At 41.6% G+C, this 21,229-nt stretch carries 18 protein-coding genes; 11 read left to right on the top strand and 7 right to left on the bottom strand.

Features of this window, described 5'->3' with window-relative positions:
- The first annotated feature begins 29 nt into the window (after window positions 1–29).
- A complete protein-coding gene (gene fis, locus ACZW67_RS02165) occupies window positions 30–392 on the top strand; it encodes a DNA-binding transcriptional regulator Fis (protein WP_465181984.1) in 363 nt (120 codons plus the stop codon).
- A 153-nt stretch (window positions 393–545) separates the two neighbouring features.
- Complete coding sequence (gene purH / locus ACZW67_RS02170; protein WP_465181985.1) at window positions 546–2,126, top strand: bifunctional phosphoribosylaminoimidazolecarboxamide formyltransferase/IMP cyclohydrolase; 1,581 nt, start codon at window positions 546–548, stop codon at window positions 2,124–2,126.
- A gap of 207 nt (window positions 2,127–2,333) precedes the next feature.
- On the opposite strand, the gene ACZW67_RS02175 is transcribed toward purH, so the two are convergent.
- Together ACZW67_RS02175 and ACZW67_RS02180 are read right to left on the bottom strand one after the other, a co-directional pair.
- A complete protein-coding gene (locus ACZW67_RS02175) occupies window positions 2,334–4,208 on the bottom strand; it encodes a SurA N-terminal domain-containing protein (protein WP_465181986.1) in 1,875 nt (624 codons plus the stop codon).
- Between the two features lie 372 nt (window positions 4,209–4,580).
- The gene (locus ACZW67_RS02180) at window positions 4,581–4,853 is read right to left on the bottom strand and encodes an HU family DNA-binding protein (RefSeq protein WP_045445077.1); all 273 of its coding nucleotides are present in this window, start codon (window positions 4,851–4,853) and stop codon (window positions 4,581–4,583) included.
- A 518-nt stretch (window positions 4,854–5,371) separates the two neighbouring features.
- Here ACZW67_RS02180 and ACZW67_RS02185 point away from each other — a divergent pair.
- The 8 genes from ACZW67_RS02185 (at window position 5,372) to fdx (ending at window position 12,495) form a co-directional block, all read left to right on the top strand.
- On the top strand, window positions 5,372–6,016 hold the full coding sequence (locus tag ACZW67_RS02185) for a hypothetical protein (protein ID WP_465181987.1): 645 nt from the start codon (window positions 5,372–5,374) through the stop codon (window positions 6,014–6,016).
- Window positions 6,017–6,458: 442 nt separating this feature from the next.
- On the top strand, window positions 6,459–6,968 hold the full coding sequence (locus ACZW67_RS02190) for an Rrf2 family transcriptional regulator (RefSeq protein ID WP_197132551.1): 510 nt from the start codon (window positions 6,459–6,461) through the stop codon (window positions 6,966–6,968).
- Window positions 6,965–8,191: an IscS subfamily cysteine desulfurase gene (locus tag ACZW67_RS02195; protein ID WP_465181988.1), complete on the top strand. Its 1,227-nt coding sequence runs from the start codon at window positions 6,965–6,967 to the stop codon at window positions 8,189–8,191. The genes ACZW67_RS02190 and ACZW67_RS02195 overlap by 4 nt, the downstream gene beginning before the upstream one ends.
- 149 nt (window positions 8,192–8,340) lie before the next feature.
- Complete coding sequence (gene iscU / locus ACZW67_RS02200) at window positions 8,341–8,742, top strand: Fe-S cluster assembly scaffold IscU (RefSeq protein WP_465181989.1); 402 nt, start codon at window positions 8,341–8,343, stop codon at window positions 8,740–8,742.
- A 225-nt stretch (window positions 8,743–8,967) separates the two neighbouring features.
- Window positions 8,968–9,288 (top strand): iron-sulfur cluster assembly protein IscA, encoded by a 321-nt coding sequence (iscA, locus tag ACZW67_RS02205; protein WP_110922414.1) that lies wholly within the window; start codon window positions 8,968–8,970, stop codon window positions 9,286–9,288.
- A 127-nt stretch (window positions 9,289–9,415) separates the two neighbouring features.
- Window positions 9,416–9,997 carry a Fe-S protein assembly co-chaperone HscB gene (hscB, locus tag ACZW67_RS02210; RefSeq protein WP_465181990.1) on the top strand — a complete coding sequence of 194 codons (582 nt, stop codon included), beginning with the start codon at window positions 9,416–9,418 and terminating at the stop codon, window positions 9,995–9,997.
- A 208-nt stretch (window positions 9,998–10,205) separates the two neighbouring features.
- On the top strand, window positions 10,206–12,086 hold the full coding sequence (hscA, locus tag ACZW67_RS02215) for a Fe-S protein assembly chaperone HscA (protein WP_465181991.1): 1,881 nt from the start codon (window positions 10,206–10,208) through the stop codon (window positions 12,084–12,086).
- A 70-nt stretch (window positions 12,087–12,156) separates the two neighbouring features.
- Window positions 12,157–12,495 carry an ISC system 2Fe-2S type ferredoxin gene (gene fdx, locus ACZW67_RS02220; RefSeq protein ID WP_110922411.1) on the top strand — a complete coding sequence of 113 codons (339 nt, stop codon included), beginning with the start codon at window positions 12,157–12,159 and terminating at the stop codon, window positions 12,493–12,495.
- A gap of 105 nt (window positions 12,496–12,600) precedes the next feature.
- Here the strand turns inward: fdx and ACZW67_RS02225 are convergent, their stop codons facing one another.
- From ACZW67_RS02225 to ACZW67_RS02245, 5 genes are all read right to left on the bottom strand, one after another.
- Window positions 12,601–13,668, bottom strand: coding sequence for an adenylate/guanylate cyclase domain-containing protein (locus ACZW67_RS02225; RefSeq protein ID WP_465181992.1), 1,068 nt, complete (start codon window positions 13,666–13,668; stop codon window positions 12,601–12,603).
- A gap of 703 nt (window positions 13,669–14,371) precedes the next feature.
- Window positions 14,372–14,806, bottom strand: a complete 435-nt coding sequence (locus tag ACZW67_RS02230; protein ID WP_110922409.1) for an HIT domain-containing protein — start codon at window positions 14,804–14,806, stop codon at window positions 14,372–14,374.
- A 223-nt stretch (window positions 14,807–15,029) separates the two neighbouring features.
- Window positions 15,030–18,731: a transcription-repair coupling factor gene (gene mfd, locus ACZW67_RS02235; protein ID WP_465181993.1), complete on the bottom strand. Its 3,702-nt coding sequence runs from the start codon at window positions 18,729–18,731 to the stop codon at window positions 15,030–15,032.
- 218 nt (window positions 18,732–18,949) lie between these two features.
- On the bottom strand, window positions 18,950–19,465 hold the full coding sequence (gene rraA, locus ACZW67_RS02240; protein WP_465182019.1) for a ribonuclease E activity regulator RraA: 516 nt from the start codon (window positions 19,463–19,465) through the stop codon (window positions 18,950–18,952).
- A 138-nt stretch (window positions 19,466–19,603) separates the two neighbouring features.
- Window positions 19,604–20,305, bottom strand: coding sequence for an NAD-dependent epimerase/dehydratase family protein (locus tag ACZW67_RS02245; RefSeq protein ID WP_465181994.1), 702 nt, complete (start codon window positions 20,303–20,305; stop codon window positions 19,604–19,606).
- Between the two features lie 503 nt (window positions 20,306–20,808).
- Between ACZW67_RS02245 and rpsT the strand changes: the two genes are divergently transcribed.
- Window positions 20,809–21,075 carry a 30S ribosomal protein S20 gene (gene rpsT, locus ACZW67_RS02250; protein ID WP_110922405.1) on the top strand — a complete coding sequence of 89 codons (267 nt, stop codon included), beginning with the start codon at window positions 20,809–20,811 and terminating at the stop codon, window positions 21,073–21,075.
- The last annotated feature ends 154 nt before the right edge of the window (window positions 21,076–21,229 follow it).

A 21,229-nucleotide genomic window follows, 5' to 3' on the forward strand; every position in this document is an offset into this window, starting at 1 on the left:
ATTCTCCCTAATCCCAAGGACATTATCTTATGGCGCCTCATGCACAGCATTATGCCAATCATTTTGCTACAAGCTCTGAGCATCCTGCCGATTATAATAAAGAAAACCACCCTCAGCCGACTCACCACTTTAATGCGTCAGTAGACAGCTATGCGAGTAATACGCATGAGCCGCTACGAGTACATGTTGAGCGTGTGGTACGACAGTATTTTGCGATGCTAGGCGATGAGACACCCACCGACTTATACGAGCTCATCCTAAAACAAATAGAAGAACCGCTCTTATCTGTCGTCCTTGAAAAAACTCGGGGCAATCAAACCAAATGTGCGCAAATCCTAGGTCTAAACCGTGGCACTTTACGCAAAAAACTCAAAACTTATGACTTAATGTAGCCCTTGCTCTATGAGCGCACTTATCTTTAACAACCATCATTATGCATGGCAATTTAATATTCCTGACATTATCCATTGTGATACTGTTTGCAATAATTGTCTTCATCACCTTGCCAGACGTTTACGTCAGGCTTTTTTTATGGAAGTTTTTTTATGAGTACTACCCCACTTGCATTGTTATCGGTCTCCGATAAATCTAATATCGTTGAATTTGCTCAGGGCCTTATTAAAGCAGGCTTTGGCTTACTCTCTACTGGCGGTACTTATCGGTTACTCACAGAAAACAACGTTGATGTGACAGAGGTATCAGACTATACCGGTTTCCCTGAAATGATGGACGGTCGTGTTAAAACACTACACCCTAAAATTCATGGTGGTATCTTAGGACGCCGTGGTAAAGACGATGCTGTCATGAGTGAGCACGCCATTGACCGTATTGATTTGGTGGTGGTGAATTTATATCCGTTTGCTGAAACGATTGCTCGTGCTGATGTCACGATGAACGATGCTATCGAAAACATCGATATCGGCGGCCCTACCATGGTTCGTTCAGCTGCCAAAAATCACGCCCATGTAGGTATCGTGACTGATCCTGCTGATTATGACCGCATCCTTACCGCTCTAGGTGATGGTACTGCATTGACAACAGCTCTACGCTATGACTTGGCAGTGAAGGCTTTTGAGCATACGGCACAGTACGACGGTATGATTGCCAATTTCTTGGGTAGTCGTGTGAACGAAAACCAGGAAGCAGAAAACTTCTCACGTACGTTCAATGTACAACTTGAAAAAGTCCAAGACCTACGCTACGGTGAGAACCCACATCAAAACGCTGCCTTCTATATAGAAAACCAGCCACTAAAGAGCAAGCAAGCCTCTATAGCAACTGCCAAGCAGCTTCAAGGTAAAGCCTTGTCTTATAACAATATCGCTGATACTGATGCAGCTCTTGAGTGCATAAAAGCCTTTAGTACGCCTGCTTGCGTTATCGTCAAGCATGCAAACCCTTGCGGCGTGGCAGTTGATAATGACCAAGTAGCTGCTTATAACACAGCCTTCAGTACCGATCCTGAATCTTCTTTCGGTGGTATCATTGCCTTTAACCGCCCATTGACGCTTGCAGCAGCAAAAGCCATTATCGACAACCAATTTGTAGAAGTTATCATTGCACCTAGTATCGAAGATGGTGTGCTTGAAGCGACTGCGGCTAAGAAAAACGTACGTGTATTGGTATGCGGCGAGCTACCAGCACCAGATCAACGCGATATTCAGCTAGACTATAAACGCGTTAATGGTGGTCTACTCGTGCAAGAGCAAGATCTTGGTTTGATTACTGCCAATGATCTAAAAATCGTTACTGATGTACAACCAACTGAAGCACAGATTGCAGATCTACTGTTCAGCTGGAACGTAGCAAAATACGTCAAATCTAATGCCATCGTCTATGCCAAAGGTCAACGCACTATCGGTGTTGGCGCAGGTCAGATGAGCCGCGTTAACTCAGCTCGTATCGCTGCTATCAAAGCAGAGCATGCTGGATTAGCGACTGAAGGTGCTGTTATGGCGTCAGACGCGTTCTTCCCGTTCCGTGATGGTATCGATAACGCTGCTGCCGTAGGCATCTCTGCTATTATCCAGCCAGGTGGCTCTATGCGTGATGACGAAACCATCGCTGCAGCCAATGAGCATGGCATTGCAATGGTCTTCACTGGTATGCGCCATTTCCGCCATTAAACTGTCTGGTATCACTTTGAAAACTGGCATTAATAGCCGTACTAAATTGTATACTGCTGTTAATGCTACATTCTTATGATTATAATAAAAGCAATAGCCATTAAAAAAGCCACTATAGATAGTGGCTTTTTTGTACGTCAAATTTAATAAGGGTATTTAGAAAATATGATTTAGCAATTACATCATATTACCCTCAATTCCTGATTTTTAGCGCCCTTGCGCATTCGACATATTAGCTTCGTTAATCTCAACTTTATACACCAAGCGTAGATAATCTAAATAGTCTTGTAACTGATCCTGACCTAAGTTATCACGAATAATACTAGCCGTTTGCGCTCTTTGTGCATCAGATAATGGCGACTGTGGCTCTGTCTTAATACGATCACCAACCAACAGAGTAGCACCCGTTTCAGTTTCGCTCGCGACAGCAACTACACCATTATTAGCCGCTTGCTGACTGAAAGCCAATCCACGCTCTTTTTCTGTCAATAGCGTCGTTTGACGATTCACTGCACCCAATGACTGAAGACTGATTGGCTGCTTGCTAATATCAGCTGACGTTTTGATACCCGCGACTAAGGATTTAGCTTCTTTCAATGCCAATGCTGTGGCTTTCTGTTGACGTAGTATCTGGGTAATTCTTGGCGTAGCGGCAGATAAAGCAAGCGTTTTGGTAGGACGATAATTACTTGGCTGTACCCATACTGTACCGTTACCCACTTCGATACCAGCAGTCACTGCTTGATCCTGAATGGTAAACTCATCAAAAGCTTGTTTGATCACTGCAGGTTGCGACAGTACTGATTTGTTGTTCTCTTTGCGATAATCTTTGAGACGTTTCAATGTCACGTTCTCTTGTTGAGCAATGTCTTCAATGCTAAAGCCATCTGCTGCCATGTCATTAATTGCTGTCACTTTATCAGCATACATTTCTTGACGCTTATACTCTGTCGCCTTGGCTGTTAAATCATCACGCATGCTCTCTAAAGTCGGTATTTTACTACCATTGTCTTCGGTTACCGTAAATATCTGATAGCCAAAGCTAGTCTTGATAGGTGCTGTGATATCACCAACACTCAATCCTTCTAAAGCTTTTTCAACAGCTGTAGCGTCATTACCGAATACAGAAGGATTAAAGCGACCAATACTACCACCCGTCTCTCCTGATGGGTCATCTGACTCTGATTTGGCCAATGATACAAATGACTCCCCTTTATCTAGACGCGCTTTAACCGTATTTGCTCGTGCCTTAGCATCATCACCTGCCAATAGAATCTGACTAACTTGACGCTCATCGACGATGGCTTGCTCTTGCTTATAGGCTTCATATTGCTGCTGTAGATCTTCTGTTGTAACGTCTGTCACCTGAATGGTTTGAGGACTGAGTTGCAAATAAGCCAAATCGACCATTGCCGCGCTTTTTAGCGTCTCTTTATTAGCATCATAGTAAGCTTGTATGTCATTTTTGCTCAACTTAACCTGATCGGTGTAGTCTTGCCAATTAAAACGATGCAACCAAACATTGCGCGACTCAAGCTGCAAATCAATCAATTGACTGACCGCTTGCATTGGATACACTGCCGTACCAACGATACTAGCATTAAGCTGATCCAAGCTTAACTGATTGCGAAACTCAGCAAACAGTTGGTTCTTTGTCATACCGCGCTGACGCAAAAAGTTCGCAAATTGATCGTTAGAAAAATTACCATCAGCATCCTGAAAGACTTCTTCTTGACGCAATAAACGATTGATTGTGTCATCGGAAACCGTCATACCAAGCTTTCCTGCTTGCTGCTCTAGTAGCGTACGATCAATAAGACCTTTTAGCACTTGCTCGTGCAACACATCTTCATTTAATAGACTGGCATCCTCAACTTGTTCTAATATTTCAGTACGACGGCTATTGACAGCAGACTGGTATTCGGTCAGCCCTACGCTTGCGTCACCTACCTGAGCGACTTGGTTGGGATCAACTCCACCGCCAAAGTAACTTTCGACACCCAATAGAGCGAGTGGCGATAGGCATAAAATCAATAAAATGCGACCTGGCCAGCTTTTTAAGAAATCGCGCAATTTATCCATAGTTATCTCTGCTGTATTAACCTATATTGATGAAAAACCATTGTAATATGAATGCTATCTAAGCAGGCAATGGTAAAAGTAAGCGCGTGTGCATTTTATATAGAAGGGCAAGACTGACTAAAGCAGCCTAGTTTCAACAACGCATCTATCGCGCGCCCTATGATACGTGATTTTTGGTATAGACTCAAAATATTCACGTTGTATGATACAAACTATCGCAATAAAAAAAGCACCCAAATATTAGGTGCTTTTTTATGACTCAAAATATGACGTTAAACCATACTCTAAATCATCTATTACTTTACTATTGGTAAACGCCATGTTTATTCGTATATTACGTCATGACATAGCACTTACTGACAATAGTATGGCTTAGTTCAAGCGCTCTTTTAAGTTTTTACCAGCTTTGAAGCTTGGTACTTTGCTTGCAGGGATGCTAAGCTCTTCACCAGTCTTAGGGTTACGGCCAGTACGCGCTTTACGGTCTTTTACGCTGAAAGTACCAAAACCAACTAATGAGATGCTATCGCCAGCTTCTAGCGCTTCACCAACACTTTCCATAACAGCATTCAATGCATCACCAGCTTGGGTTTTGTTTAGACCACTTTTGTCTGCGATGCTATCAATTAATTCTGACTTATTCATAAAATTTCCTTCAAGTTTAAGGGGGATAATAAACGCTCACGCCAAGCATTGTAACGCTCTCATAGCATTTAAGCAATAAAAACCGCCTGACTGACGTATTAACAGGTTTCGCTTTGTTATCGTCTTTATATCAAGGCAGCATAAGGAGCGCAAGCGATTTTACATATTTTTGTTCACTACACTACGTATTTGACACTCAATGTTACGCAAAGTATCTGCAACTGTTCTATCAAGGCACAATGTTCAACTAATGTGACCTTATCTTAAATATACAGCTATATGCTATCTTATCGTTTAACGCTGGTCAGGTCACATTAATGTAGCATCAGTCACAAACACTAGTGTCTTTATTGCCTAACAAATTGTAAAGTAATAATTGACCAACTGACAGAAACTAACGTTACTTTTTATTATAAAGGCGTTACTATAAGCAAAATATTACTGCACATTTTGCGTCGATTTTGACCCTTGATTGTCTTTTGCCTATAATTTGCCAAATAAAAAAACGGATTATTTACATGAAGCGTTCTACGTTGTCTCACTCTTTTTCTAATATCATTCTGGTGTTCATCGAGTCAGCGCTGACATTATTGTTACGTTTAGATCCTGAACTGCGTAGAGCAGCTTATCCACTTGCTAAGCAAGGCACAGTTGTGGCGTTACGTCTGTACTTGCCACATGTTGAAATTTTTGCGACTTTTAGCACTAAAGGCGTACTGTTAGATGCCCAGCTGCCTATCGACCGTACCGAACCTGATGTCATCATTAATGCTTACAGCCTTCAAGTCATCAATGCCATAACCACTCACGACAGCGGAACCACTGAAAAACTACAAATGCGCGGTGAGTCTGTACAAGTACAGTTGGTCAAGCAATTCATTATGCAACTCGGTCTCGGCAGCTTGATACAAGGTTTGCTCAAAAAAATAAAAGGTGGCAAAGGTAAGTCCAAGCCAACTGAAGCTGACCTAGCAGAAAAAAAGGAAAACTATAAATTACGTATTAAAGAGCAACAAACCCAAATAAACACACTTACTATCAAAAACCGTGAGCTTGAAACCACCGTCAAAGAATTACAGAGTAAGCAAAAGATGCTTGTCATTGTGACGGTCGCTGCTCTTGTCATTATGATTATTGCTATTATTGCGTTATTGATGAATTAATCTTAACGGTGCTTTATAACTTAGCAAAATAGCTTAATAATAAAAAACGGCTGATACCTAACATAGGATATCAGCCATTTTTTTGCTTATTCATTATCTCAATCTTTGACAGTTTCAAAACTCTGATAGCAGTACCTATAGGGATCCCAATTGACTGGCTCTCAAACTCCTTCTGAATACCATTGTTTTTATCAATCATAGTAATAAGCTAGATTAACCATTCAACCACACTTTAATCTTGACTAAATTACTCGGGATTAAGTATAATTGGTCCAATCGTTGCACACATCGGGTCAATCATCTGTTGTTTAATAACGATAAGACACAACTTAGCTGTCATATGATTTATATCAGTAACTTGTATGTTTATATGAGCTATTGCAGATATCATTTCGCTAAGATCGTTGTTAACTAAAATGACATAACAGTTTGGAGATAACACATGCGTTTGACTACTCGAGGCAGGTATGCCGTTACTGCGTTACTAGATTTGGCACTGCAAACCAGCCAACAAGAAAGTGCGGTATCCTTATCTGATATAGCCAAACGGCAGTCGATTTCTATCTCTTATCTTGAGCAATTATTCTCCAAACTTCGCAAACGTGGACTCGTTACCAGTATTCGCGGTGCAGCCGGCGGTTACCATTTGGCTAAACCACTAGATGAAATAGATGTGATGAGCATCATATCTGCCGTCGATGAGTCTGTAAATGCTATGCAGTGTGAAGGACGTGGTGATTGCCAAGGTGGTACAATGTGCTTAACCCATGATTTGTGGTGTGCACTGTCAAATCATATCGAACAGTACTTGAATAATATAACATTAGCACAATTATTAGATATGGAAAACGTGCAGTCAGTTTCAGAACGCCAGCACAGCTCTACTAAAGAGATTTCCATAAAAGACATCAACACTATTACTCTATCGAACAGCGAGGCAAACCCAGCATGAGCCAACATAACAACCTTATATACTTAGATTATGCCGCCACTACCCCAGTTGCTAAATCAGTAGCTGCTAAAATGAGCGAGTATTTGACTGTAGACGGTATCTTTGGTAATCCAGCCTCGCGCTCGCATGGTTACGGCTGGCAAGCAGAAGAAGCAGTAGAGACAGCTCGTCAACAAGTGGCTGAAGTCATTAATGCTGATCCACGCGAAATCGTCTTTACCTCTGGTGCGACTGAATCTGATAACCTAGCCATTAAAGGTGCTGCACATTTCTATCAGTCTCGTGGTAAGCACATTATCACCAGTAAAATTGAACACAAAGCGGTACTAGATACCTGCCGTGAGCTTGAGCAAGAAGGTTTTGAAATCACTTATCTTGAGCCACAACCAAGCACTGGGCTAATCTTACCAGAACAAGTTAAAGAAGCGCTACGTGAGGATACAATCTTAGTATCACTTATGATGGTGAACAATGAGCTTGGTACGCTTACAGACGTGACCGCAATTGGTGAAATCACTCGCGAAGCTAATGTGGTCTTCCATGTGGATGGCGCGCAATCAGTTGGTAAAGTATTGATCGATCTTGCAGAGATGAAAATCGACTTGATGAGCTTCTCAGGTCATAAAGCCTACGGTCCTAAAGGTATCGGTGCATTATTTGTTAGCCGCAAGCCACGTATTCGTCTAAAAGCTGAGCAACATGGTGGTGGTCACGAGCGTGGCATGCGTTCAGGTACTTTGCCTACGCATCAAATCGTTGGCCTTGGCGCAGCATTTGCTCTAGCCAATGACAGCTACAAAGAAGACAATGCCCATGCAGCCAAACTACGTCAAAAATTGTGGGATGGTCTACAAGATATTGAAGAGATCTACCTGAACGGTGATTTAGAGCATAGCGTTCCTAACATTGTGAACATCAGCTTTAACTTCGTTGAAGGTGAGTCACTAATGATGTCACTTAAAGATTTAGCTGTATCATCAGGCTCAGCCTGTACTTCAGCGACGCTTGAGCCATCATATGTATTACGTGCTATTGGCCGTCCAGATGAATTGGCACATAGTTCTATTCGCTTTAGCTTTGGCCGTTATACGACTGAAGAAGACATTGATACCGTTATTAAGCAAATGCATGAAGCCGTTGACAAATTACGTGCCCTATCACCACTTTGGGACATGTACCAAGATGGTGTTGATTTAGATTCAGTCGAATGGGCTGAGCACTAAAATTACCAAAAACGAAGATATGGTTATCAAACATAGCCATTAACCGATTGATCAGACAATTAAGATTAAGTGTTTGACCCCAATTATCAATGAGCATAAGCGTTCAAACCAATCAGCTGCTGCTCATTATCTAACTAGGAGAAAACCCCATGGCCTATAGCGACCAAGTTATTGATCATTACGAAAACCCACGCAACGTTGGCAACCTTGATAAAAACGCCAAAAATGTTGGTACCGGCATGGTCGGTGCTCCAGCATGTGGCGATGTAATGCGTCTACAGATCCAAGTAGATGACAAAGGTATTATCGAAGATGCCCGCTTTAAAACTTATGGCTGCGGTTCAGCTATTGCTTCAAGCTCGCTTGTTACTGAGTGGCTAAAAGGCAAGAGTCTAGACCAAGCTGGTGAAATCAAGAACAGTCACATTGCTGAAGAATTGGCATTACCACCAGTGAAAGTACATTGCTCTGTACTTGCAGAAGATGCCATCAAAGCTGCTATTAGCGATTATAAAGGTAAGGCAGCAGTAACCGAAGAAGCTGTTATCTAAGGCTAGACTCACTAGCCTATGTGCTGTGTGGCATGAGCAGTGCTATAGTAGCAACACGTTAAACAGCTACTGATGCCAAAAAGGTGACAATGACACTTATGTAATTGTCACCTTTTATTTTCTAAGAGCCGCTAGCATATTATCTTGGCAATCTCGTAATTTCAGTTGCCAATCTATATAGATTTTTTTATTGATACTTATAATTAATAGTCAATGGGAGTTGGCATGATTGAAATGACAGAACGCGCCGCTCAGCATGTTCGAGACTTTTTGGACAATCGCGGCAAAGGTGAAGGCATTCGAGTCGGTATCCGCACAGCGGGTTGCTCAGGTCTAGCTTATGTTTTAGAGTTTGTAGATACCCCTGACGAAAATGACACACGTTATGAAAGCCGAGACGTTAGCATCTTTATTGATCCTAAAAGCTTGGTATATTTAGATGGTTTGTTGATGGATTATGAAAAAGAAGGTCTCAACGAAGGCTTTAAGTTCAGTAACCCTAATCAAAAAGGCGAATGTGGTTGCGGTGAGTCATTTACAGTTTAATGATTTAACCCTTACAACCTTTACGCTCGAAAAACAGTAAACAGTCTACGCTGCAATCCAGATTGCAGACTCAGTGATAGAAAATCAACCAGACATTTCAAACAAACAGAAAAGCAAGGCGTATGATATGACAGACATCACACCAGAAGCACAGTTTGATAACTTCTTTGCCTTATTCGAGCAAACAGTAAAATTTGAAGTCAATCAACACAGTCTCGATCAACATCTACGTCTGCTACAAAAACGTTATCATCCTGACAATGTTGCCAAAAACCAAGCCGACATGGCCCAAGCACAGTTACAGTCTGAAAAATATTCAGCATTGATTAATCAAGCTTATCAAACGCTCAGCTCACCTGATAGTCGTGCTAGTTATCTATTAGACATAGCAGATCAAGCTCAAAATCTAGAGCATTCAATTGCAGATTTAGATTTTTTAGAAGATGCGATGCAAATGCGAATGGATCTGGATGACGCTATTGAAGGCAAAGATCTTCCAGCTTTGCAGCAGTTACATCCTCAAATCACAGAGCGTCTCGCAAAACAATCCGAGCGCTTTAGCCATGCTTATGACAGCCAAGATTGGCAAACGGCGATTGATGCGACACAAAAATTGAAGTTTTTGGTCAAGTTAAATGCAGATGTCACGACTGGTCTTGATGACGTTGCAGCTGCAGCGCATTCAGATGATGATGACCTATACGTCTAAATACCTGTGGTTTTGTATTTTACTTAAAAACCAAGTTCTGAATATTTGGTTAAAATAGTATCAACTATACCGTATAATCTCTGAATTCAAGTACGCCAGACAGCCAGAACTTATTATCTTTGGAGTGAGATTACAGACGTTAAATGCTCATATTGCATGTGCTATATTTGCTCCATTTCACTTATTTATTTTATCTTTGAGTTATTTTATGTCTTTAATGCAAATTGCCGAACCCAATCAAAGTGCCCAACCTCACCAGCATCGTTTTGGTTTAGGAATCGATCTTGGCACCACACGCTCGTTGGTCGCTGTAGTACGTTCAGGCAAGGCGCAAGTGTTAGAAGCAGATACCAACACTGATACCTTGTTACCGTCTGTTGTTTATTACCCAAGTACAGGCAAGCCATTGGTCGGCTATAATGCCCTGTCCCACTTAGCGGATGATCCAAAAAATACGATTGTCTCGGCTAAGCGCTTTATGGGTCGTAGCCAAGCAGATATCAAATTCTCTCATCCTTACGAATTAAGTGGCAATAAAGATGACATGCCAGCTTTTGTTACCGCTCAAGGTGAAGTGTCTCCTGTTGAGGTTTCTGCCCGTATACTAGCAGCGCTTGAGCAACGTGCAGCAAGCGCACTTCCTGAAGATAGTATCGAAGGTGCTGTCATTACCGTACCTGCTTACTTCGATGAAGCGCAGCGTCAAGCGACCAAAGATGCAGCTCAAGCAGCTGGTATCAAGGTACTGCGTTTACTCAACGAGCCAACTGCTGCTGCTGTCGCTTATGGTCTTGATCAGGCCACAGAAGCTAGCGAAAAAGAAAGCTACTATTTGATTTACGATTTGGGTGGCGGTACGTTTGATGTCTCTATCTTAAAGCTGACTGACGGCGTCTTTGAAGTACTAGCCACTGGTGGTAACAGTGCACTAGGTGGTGACGATATCGATCGCCTCATCACCAATTGGCTTATCAAACAATTGGATATCGATCCAAAAGATGTCAGTCTTCATGACAAGTCAATACTTGCGCAACAAGCTAAAGCTTATAAGCAAGCATTGACTGATGGTGAACAAGTCGATATCGACATTGTCGTCAATACTCAGTCTTATCAAGGCGTATTTAGCCGTACAGACATCTTAACTATCGTAGAACCTGTTAGCCGCCGTACTTTAAGTGTCTGCGAGCAAGTACTACGTGATGCCAAACTCTCTAGTACTGATTTGGACGAAGTTATCTTGGTTGGTGGTTCAACCCGTATGCCTGCTATTCAGCAAGTCGTGACTGATTTCTTTGCCAAACAGCCGCTGTGCCGCCTCAACCCAGATGAAGTAGTCGCTCTAGGCGCGGCGCAGACAGCGCATCAACTGGTCAACGGTGATAGTGACAATAACCTACTATTGCTAGATGTGACGCCGCTATCACTTGGTCTTGAGACTATGGGTGGCCTAGTCGAAGTGCTCATACCACGTAACACGCCTATTCCTGTTAAAAAACGTCAAGTATTTACGACTTATCAAGATGGTCAGACAGGCATGGTAATCCATGTTGTACAGGGTGAACGTGAAACTGTCGATAACTGCCGCTCACTTGGACGCTTTGAGTTGTATGGCATTCCTTCTATGAAAGCTGGATTTGCCCGTATTGAGGTTACCTTTAGTATTGATGCCAATGGTCAGCTAACGGTCAGCGCACAAGAGACCACAACCAAAACAGAAAGTAAGATTGAAATTGTGCCTTCTTATGGGTTATCAGACGAACAAAAAGAGCAGTTACTGATTGCAGGCTTTAAGCATGCAGAAGAAGACAAAAATGCCCGCTCTTTAATCGAAACCAAAGTAGAGGCTGAGCGTGAAATATTAGCACTACAATCGGCACTTAATGAGTTTGCAGCTTTGCTATCTTCTGAAGAGCAGCAATCACTGGCTGATCAAATACAACTAATGCAAGAAGTACTGAGCACTAATGACTTAGCACTTATTGAAGCACAACAATCACAACTCAAGCCCCATAGTGATGCTTTTGCTGCCCGTATTATGAATCAGAGTGTCAAAACCAGTATGGCTGGTACGAACGCCCAAGATTGGTAGCACATTCGCTGAATAGCATCTCCATTATATTTTTATTTCTTTAAATTGATTAGCATCGGAAAGACGATTTATGCCAAAGATTACTGTATTACCCCACCACGAGATTTGTCCTGAAGGCGCTGAAGTCGAGCTAGAGGCCGGTAGTAACTTATGCAAAGCACTAGTAGAGAAAGGCATTAAAATTGAGCATGCTTGTGAGATGTCAAAAGCATGCACAACTTGCCATGTAGTCGTACGCAAAGGCTTTAATGGTCTGGAAGAGATGGATGATATAGAAGCTGACTTGTTAGATCGTGCTTGGGGGTTAGAGCCTGATTCACGTCTATCCTGCCAAGTGATAGTTGAGGACGAAGACTTAACCATCGAAGTGCCTAAATATACCTTAAATCATGCTAAAGAAAATCATTAGGCACTTGTAGAAAGCTATTTTTATTTTCATATAAAAAGCCAACGATCATTATAATCGTTGGCTTTTTTACGTATATATTCAAAGACTGTTATGTGTCAATGCGGCTTACTTATTACCCATATCATTGCGTTTATTTTCTGCATTAATATCATTTTCATTTTTTTCGTTTTCTTGCTCAATACGTCCAAGCGCAAAATTTAACCGAGCTCTAATATCCTGATAGTCGTTATGATTCATGTCCTTAAAGTTTAAGTGCAAATTAAATCCAGGCAATGTGTAATCGACCCATTTTGATAGATTGGCTTTATTGATATCAGGATCAAAGACTCGCCATGCTTGCACCTTACTATCAAATCCTTTTAAACGAAATGCACCAGCATGCTGACACTCATAATTATGGCAGACATAGTCATAGGTGCTTTCACTGATCAATATCTCATCTTTACCAGCACTAGACTCTAATCTCGCAGCTAAATTGGCCTCTTTACCAATCAATGTATAGCTAAGACGATTGTTACTACCAAAATTACCCACATGGCAATAACCTGTCGTAATACCAATACGTATATATAGCCCCTCAAATCCCATAAGGCGCCATTTCTGTCTCAAGGTGCGCATTTCACGCCGCATATCTATTGCCATCTCAAGACAGCTCAAAGCATCTTGACGCGTACCCTGACTGTTTGGCTCACCAAAAAAACATATCATGCCATCGCCAACAAACTTATCAAGCACTGCACCATGTTTGTTAGCAATTAACGTCATACTATGCATATAGGTATTCAAGATATCAGCCAAATTGTCCGAGCTGAGACTATCAGACAATTCAGTAAAACCAATGATATCTGAGAACATAATAGTCAGCTTGGCACGTTTGTTAGAGACGTTTACTGGGATATCTGCTCTTACAATTGGCTCCCAAACTTGCAATGGGACAAAACGTGTTAGTTTATTGATAACAGAGACTGCACTAGTCAATCGCCCAACAGCCTGATGAGAGCGAGCTTCATAGCGAATATATTTCTTATAAAAACACCCAAACCGACATAAAACAACAATCATACTGGCTAATAATATGACAGGTGTTATCCAATCATCATAACCTTCTAACTTGGGAATATTTAAAATAATACTGACGTAATAAAAAATAATGACCGTTATTACTGAAACCATAATCAGCTTTATATGATTTTCAGGGCTACTCACAATAATTCTAAGACCTATTAATGCCGCCAGACTGAGCGACACTATCATATGTAACTGTATCGACCCAATCACCATAGACAGTAAAATGATTACAATATTGGATGTCCAAAAGCTGGCTTGGCGACGGTAATTATAAATTAGAATTAACAAGCCTGGCAGGCAGACGATGACAAGGAGCGCCATTGCAGTAGGTCTAAAGTCAAAATATATAGCGAGGAGTATAACCGTGAGTATTAACACGAAAACTTCTGGATAGTCGACCTTATCGTATACCTCTTCTTTTGTCAGAAGCTCTGGTCTCAATGTGTCTAAAGTAGTCATATGAGTGTTCGCTTAAGCAAAATAGCCTATCAGAGGGGCCAAAAGGTACGAATATAATAGAAATTTAGTAAAAAATCAGCATTTATTTTGATAATAGGTTGGATAAAAACCCTTTGGTTAAGACATTATACTTTTCAAATATAGTAAAAACTATGTCATTGATAGCTCAAAGCATACCATTCATCATTTATTTTACCTTAACATCTAATTAAATCAAAATAATGCTAACGATTATTCAAGTTAAAAATAAAAAAACCAGATAATAAATATCTGGTTTTTTTAAGTGCTGCGAAATATATTTCAAATAGCTTAGTATCTTTTCTTATTAAGGTAGCTATGGTTTAAAACTTTATTTCATTTGCCAATCAAAAGGCATTTGATGATGTCCACGTAGCGCCATCATCAGAGTCTGCTGCATTTGTGCCAAAACTTCTTTAGTATAAGGAACGGCTGGAACACCCCATACTGGGTTTGGCCACTGCATGTCGTTTTGATAGCGTACGATATGATGGAAGTGCAACTGTGGTACTTGATTACCCAGTGCCGCTACATTCATTTTATCTGCTTGGAAAGTCTTGGCCAGTTGACTTGATAACCAGCTCGACTCACGTAAAAACTGTACTTGGTCTGTTTCGGATAACTCATATAACTCTTTGATACCTGATACACGTGGCACCAATATCAACCAAGGAAACTGGCAATCATTGATTAAACGGCAAGTCGATAGCGGAAAGTCACCCACTAAAAAGCTATCGGCAGCAAGTTTATGATGAAGTTGGAACATAATGACGGTTCTCTTGTTATGGATCTCAAATAAAAGAAATCAAAAGTATAGAAAGCTAAAATATGAGTAAATAAAATATGGTCTCATTATTTTATCAGTTATCTATCCGATAAAATAGCGCCATGACTCATTGCCTTGGCGTTTTATCTTTAGACTATCTGCGTGAACGACCTTGGCAATATCATAATTCATCTGCATAGCAGATAGCCATTACGAAATAAAGCTAAGCAGGCTCTGATACCATATGCTCGCTAAAATAGCGCAACAGCTCTTGAATGACCGTAACACGCTGTTGAGGCGTCTCGAGTTTATCAGCATTTTGGTAACGAATGCCAGACGCGCCATTCATACGATAGCGCTGACCATCTGTTTGAATCAGTTTAATAATCGCTAATGCATCGACAGGTGTGTCAGGTGCAAACTCTAGCGTCATACTACTACCATTGGCATCGATTTTGTTAATCTTCAATGGTTCTGCTTGTAAACGTAACCCATGAATGGCAAAGAGCTGCTTGGTTTGATCCGGCAATATACCAAAACGGTCAATCATTTCAGTCCGAATATCCGTCAGCGCTTCTTTTTCATCGGCATTACTAATGCGTTTATAAAACAATAAGCGCTGATGCACATCATGCAAGTACTCTTCTGGTATCAATGCTGAGCTGTGTAGATTTATTTCACTGGTCAGTGACAGCGGTGTACTTAAATCAGGCTGTTTACCTGCTTTAATCGCTTTCGTCGCGCGTTCTAGCATATCCATATATAAGCTAAAGCCAATTACCTGCATATTACCACTTTGCTGCTTACCCAGTATCTCACCTGCTCCGCGAATCTCTAAATCTTCACTGGCCAGCATAAAACCTGCGCCCAGTGTGTTGGCACGTTCAATAGCATGCAGGCGGCGTTTCGCATCGCCTTTGAGACCTTTAATAGACGGCACAAGCAAATAACAGTACGCCTGATGATGGCTACGGCCAACGCGACCACGTAGCTGATGCAACTGGGCTAGACCAAATTTATCAGCGCGCTCAATGATAATAGTATTGGCATTAGGTACATCAATGCCCGTTTCGATAATAGTCGAGCATACTAACACATTGAATTTTTTGTGATAATACTGCTGCATTACTTGTTCAAGCTGGCGCTCCTGCATCTGTCCATGAGCCACTCCTACACGCGCCTCTGGAACCAGCTCGCGTATGGTCTCTGCCATGCGCTCAATACTAGCCACATCATTGTGCAGCAGATACACCTGACCACCGCGCAATAGTTCACGCAAAATAGCTTCTTTCATAAGTGCCTCTGTCTTTTGCATGACAAAGGTTTTAATCGCCAAGCGTCTCGCAGGCGGTGTAGCAATGATTGACATATCACGCATACCTGAGAGCGCCATATTGAGCGTTCTAGGGATAGGCGTCGCTGTCATAGACATACTGTCTACATCAGTCTGAATGGCTTTAATACGCTCTTTATGGCGCACACCAAAGCGATGCTCTTCATCGACAATCATAAGACCTAAATTAGAAAATTTGACATCCGGTTGTAGTAACTTATGCGTACCAATAACGATATCGACCTTTCCAGCGGTCAAATCCGCTAATACCGTGTCTTGATGCTTTTTGCCACCGAAGCGCGATAGCGTTTCGATACGTACTGGCCAATCAGCAAATCGATCACGGAAATTGTCTTCATGTTGACCTGCCAATAACGTTGTAGGTACTAGTACCGCCACTTGGTAGCCCGCACTAACGGCAATAAAAGCCGCACGCATGGCGACCTCTGTTTTCCCAAAACCAACATCCCCGCAGATAAGACGATCCATCGGCTGATTTTGCTTCATATCTTCCATCACTGCATGGATGGCATTGGCTTGGTCAGGCGTTTCTTCAAACGCAAACTGACTGGCAAACAAATCATATTGTGGCGAGTCTATTTTAAAATGAATACCTACTTTAGCTTCGCGTCTTGCCTGCATATTTAGTAGCTCAGCCGCGACGTCATGGATTTGCTCCAAGGCTTTTTGTTTAGCCTTATCCCATTTACCACTACCGATTTTGTGCAATGGCGCAAGTGCTGGATCACCGCCGCTATAGCGATTAATCATTTGCAAATTGGCAACTGGGACATAAATACTGGCATCACCATCATATTTCAGGTGAATGAACTCTTGCTCGCCATCACCTACGTCTAACGTAATCAAGCCGTTATAACGTCCTACACCGTGCTCAATATGGACAACAGGGCTACCTTGGGTTATTTCGGTAACACTCTTAACCAAAAACTCTTCTGACACACCGCTCTGACGACGACGGCGGGTTTGCAGGACTTGCCGACCAAATAATTGCGTCTCACTAATCAGCACCAAACGCTCAGGCACATAAACACCGCGCTCAATAGGCGCAACGGTTAGACCGACCTTTGGTAGTTTGCTATGACCAGTACCACTCGGTTTATCGGCTACTAGAAACGCTTCAAAGCTATCATAGGCTTTGATATCAACCTTGCCTTTAAACAACTCAATGAGAATCTCACGACGACCAGCTGTTTCAGCAACGATTAATACAGGTGTAGACGTTTTTTCTTGTATCTCTAAGAAATCTAATAGTTCAGCAAGAGGTTCGGACTTTTGATGATTTACTGCTAGCTGCAGTGGTGGCTGGGCACTTAATCTCACGAGTCCCTGTGGTTTATTTGATGCAGGCTCTAATAATGAATCCTCATTATCCACATCAGCAACATCTGTCATCAATGCTAGCTCATCGCGCGCGCTTAGAATAACGCGTGGATAATCATTGAGATGCTCATTAAGTTTATTAGACAATAGATACAGTAGCTCAGGGGCGACGATAGGCTTATCAATATCATGACGGCGCTCTTCATAGCGGCGCTGAATTTGTGACCAATAATCTGCCTGTTTTTCGTTAATCAATTCATCAGTGATAAATAACGCATTACTTGGCAAGTAGGCAAATAAACTACTCTCTGCTTCCCAGTCTTTTAAATCAAAAAATAATGGCTGATAGTATTCAAGTCCACTGCTGGCAATACCTGCCATTACGTCTTTATGCAGTTCAAACTTGCGGCTATTCGTATTGGGGAATATCGCGGCAAAGTTTGTACGGAAGGTCTCACGCCCTTCATCAAGTGGAAACTCTTTTGCTGGTAGGATTTGGAACTGCTGAATAGGCTTTGAGATATCTGGCAGTTTATGTAGTAGCGACAACGACTCTTTACCCATACTACTGTCATTACCGCTCATCATTGATTTGAGATCATCAACCGTCAGAGTACGCTGAGTCTGTGGATTAAAGAAGCGAATGGTTTCAATCTCATCATCAAACAAATCGAGACGCAGCGGAAACGGCTGACCCATCGCAAAAATATCAATAATACTGCCACGTACGGCAAACTCACCCGGCTCAAAGACATTTTCAACGGCGCGGTAACCTGCTTTTGCTAGTAGTCCGCGTTGGGTATTGATATCAAATTGATCACCCACACTCAAATCAAAATGTTGCCCAATCAACCAACTTGGCGGTGCTACTCGGTGCATCAACGCCTGCACAGAAATCAGCAAGACACCCGATGTCGGCATATCCGTCAATAGATTGATACGCTCACTCACAATATCTTGATGCGGTGACAGCTCGTCATAAGTTAACGTTTCCCAATCAGGGAACACGTAGGCATCCACGCCGCAAAATGCCAACTCTGTCTCTATCTGATTGAGCTGATTTTGGTCGCGAGTCACGACAACCTTGAGACGATCAGCCACATCCCATATCGATCCCTGTACCAAGCTTGCTAACCACAAACTACTGACAGCACCATGCACAGGTGCTAGCCAACGCCGCTCGGCATTTTGGATAGGAAATAGCTGCTGATTAATAGGGTCAAACGCGTCAGTCAAAGCAGTGATAGGCATATAGAATAGGATCAAAGTTAAGAGTCAGATAGCTATTATACGAATATTTCATCAATTACCAAAATTTATGCCGTAACGGTTTGTCACTTAAAATTTTACTAATTATTAAATGATCAATTAAGACCTTAAAAATACTCATTACCACCTAAAATCGTCGTGAAATGAAAAAACCTCAACTTACAAGCCGAGGTTTTTAGTTGGTAATCATTGAGCTATTATTAAACTAGTGGTTTATCACTAGCGATAATGCCATTGTTATCTGAATAAACAAACATTCCTGAGTTCAAGGTTAAATCACCAAAGCTGATTTCGATATCCGTTTGGCCTTCGTCGCGACGATTTGATTTACGTGGGATACAGCCAAGTGCCTTAACACCAATATCCATCTGTGCAACGTCATCCACATCACGGACACAACCATAGATAATGACTCCTGACCAACCATTCTCAATTGCTGATTCTGCAATCATATCACCCAAAAGAGCGCAGCGCATTGAGCCGCCACCATCAACGACTAACACCTTGCCATGCCCATCTTTGTCTTTACCGTCACTGTTTAATAGTGATTTGACGCGGCTATTATCTTCAAAGCACTTCACTGTTACGATTTCACCGCAAAACTTGTTTTTGCCACCAAAGTTGTGAAATGACTTGCCTTCAATATTTGGCAAACATACTTGCGACTTAGGATTGGCATCCAATAAATCACAAGTCACAAAATTTTCTCTAGTCATCTGCATGGATTCCGGCATAGTGAAGCTCCTTGTTTTTGATTATCTAGTCATTACTCTCAATTTTTATCGAATATCTATATAAATGCTTAGGCTATTTTAAATCTTTGTATTGTAATAAATATATAAATCATTAACTACTTAATTTTTCACTCTCGTCATTGCAAGCATCTGCTTATTTTCAATGATTTCTATTTTTTTCAATGTAGGCTCAGCACGGTACTTGTTACGCTCATAGATGGCGTGCGCACTCATTGCCATTGCACTAGCAACACGCTTAGCAGAAATAGGATGTAGTGGTAATGATTCTGACAAAAGCGGTGATATGAACTTAAAAGCCTTTTGACCAATGCTCTCAAGAGGGCGACCTTTATGTTTGCCTAATAGCAATGAAGGACGTAAAACGACTAGATGCGCAAAATCCAATGATATAATGGATTGCTCGGTTTCCGCTTTTACTCGATTGTATAGAAAACGACTGTCAATATCGGCATTCATTGAAGACAACAAAAAGAAGTTTTCGACGCCTTTATCTTGACACAATTTAGCAAAATTTACATTGTAGTCGTGGTCGACTTTTCGAAAGGCTTCGTCACTACCAGCCTGCTTCTTAGTCGTACCGAGACAACTAAAAGCATCCGTTTTGCGATCAGCACCAACGCTGGCAAAAATCTCGGTTAGATTATCAAAATCGTTCACTTGATAAAAACGCATGCTGGCATTGATATAGCGTGGCGGACGCCGTGCAATCACAATTAACGTGTCATAAAGCTCACTAAGCTGCTTAACCAGATACTGCCCTACCAGCCCTGTCGCACCAATTACAATTGCTTTTCGCTGCATATCCGATCCATTTATATATAGTGTTGGAAAATTTATTTTTATAAGAAGGTCTATCGTGTGAAAGATCTTAAGTCTAGTATCATACCTAATTTAATACACAACTGACGGTATTCTATAGAATATATTGTAAGAGGTTTTATCAGCTGACGCATCTGTGTAGCCAATCACGTCTCCACTAACAATACTGAAAGATGGCTTAACAACAATCCTAATAGACACTAGAGAAATCAGCAGCCCATGTGATATCATAACTTCTTTTGGCATTAATCATCAAATATATTGTTCTAAGCGCAATAATTTGCTAAGATGTCCGGCTTTACACGTCAACGCTGTTTAATTATTCCAAACAGTTCTGGCGCTTGCGATGCTCTATTCATATTAGATACTTTAATATAAGACATCGACATCATGTTTGGCGAGAGGCTGCTCGTCACCGATGATTGTTTAAACCCTTTATTGCAATCAACATTCATATTTTATCTGTCTTTATCAAGGAGATACGCGTGGCTAATACTGCACAAGCTCGTAAACGCGCCCGTCAAAACACCAAACGTCGTCAGAACTCTGCGTCACAACGCTCTATGGTTCGTACTTACTTAAAACGTGTTGATGCGGCTATCGTAGCTAAAGATTATGACGCGGCTACCGAAGCTTACAAAAAAGCGGTACCAGTTCTTGATCGTATGGCTGACAAAGGTATTATTCATAAGAATAAAGCTGCTCGTCGTAAGAGCCGCCTAAACAAAACAATCAAAGGCCTTCAAGCTTAAGATTGGTCGCGTTTAGACCGCATTACGCTTTATAGTGTAATGACTAAAACCTTGTCACTGGTTCTAATACTGGGGCAAGGTTTTTTTATGCCTGTTTAAAACTCACTGATTCAACTTATATAGTCAAAGAAATCTAAAATAGCTACAAGGCAGC

It is taken from the genome of Psychrobacter sp. TPE 89C (assembly GCF_055522395.1).

Bases quoted from the DNA above. Each gene is read 5' to 3' on its own strand.
- ACZW67_RS02230 (WP_110922409.1), bottom strand. From the start codon at position 14,806: ATGTTCCAACTTCATCATAAACTTGCTGCCGATAGCTTTTTAGTGGGT.
- ACZW67_RS02195 (WP_465181988.1), top strand. From the start codon at position 6,965: ATGAGCCAACATAACAACCTTATATACTTAGATTATGCCGCCACTACC.
- mfd (WP_465181993.1), bottom strand. From the start codon at position 18,731: ATGCCTATCACTGCTTTGACTGACGCGTTTGACCCTATTAATCAGCAG.
- purH (WP_465181985.1), top strand. From the start codon at position 546: ATGAGTACTACCCCACTTGCATTGTTATCGGTCTCCGATAAATCTAAT.
- ACZW67_RS02180 (WP_045445077.1), bottom strand. From the start codon at position 4,853: ATGAATAAGTCAGAATTAATTGATAGCATCGCAGACAAAAGTGGTCTA.
- iscU (WP_465181989.1), top strand. From the start codon at position 8,341: ATGGCCTATAGCGACCAAGTTATTGATCATTACGAAAACCCACGCAAC.
- fdx (WP_110922411.1), top strand. From the start codon at position 12,157: ATGCCAAAGATTACTGTATTACCCCACCACGAGATTTGTCCTGAAGGC.
- ACZW67_RS02245 (WP_465181994.1), bottom strand. From the start codon at position 20,305: ATGCAGCGAAAAGCAATTGTAATTGGTGCGACAGGGCTGGTAGGGCAG.
- ACZW67_RS02190 (WP_197132551.1), top strand. From the start codon at position 6,459: ATGCGTTTGACTACTCGAGGCAGGTATGCCGTTACTGCGTTACTAGAT.
- rraA (WP_465182019.1), bottom strand. From the start codon at position 19,465: ATGACTAGAGAAAATTTTGTGACTTGTGATTTATTGGATGCCAATCCT.
- ACZW67_RS02185 (WP_465181987.1), top strand. From the start codon at position 5,372: ATGAAGCGTTCTACGTTGTCTCACTCTTTTTCTAATATCATTCTGGTG.
- ACZW67_RS02175 (WP_465181986.1), bottom strand. From the start codon at position 4,208: ATGGATAAATTGCGCGATTTCTTAAAAAGCTGGCCAGGTCGCATTTTA.
- hscA (WP_465181991.1), top strand. From the start codon at position 10,206: ATGTCTTTAATGCAAATTGCCGAACCCAATCAAAGTGCCCAACCTCAC.
- ACZW67_RS02225 (WP_465181992.1), bottom strand. From the start codon at position 13,668: ATGGTTTCAGTAATAACGGTCATTATTTTTTATTACGTCAGTATTATT.
- fis (WP_465181984.1), top strand. From the start codon at position 30: ATGGCGCCTCATGCACAGCATTATGCCAATCATTTTGCTACAAGCTCT.
- hscB (WP_465181990.1), top strand. From the start codon at position 9,416: ATGACAGACATCACACCAGAAGCACAGTTTGATAACTTCTTTGCCTTA.
- iscA (WP_110922414.1), top strand. From the start codon at position 8,968: ATGATTGAAATGACAGAACGCGCCGCTCAGCATGTTCGAGACTTTTTG.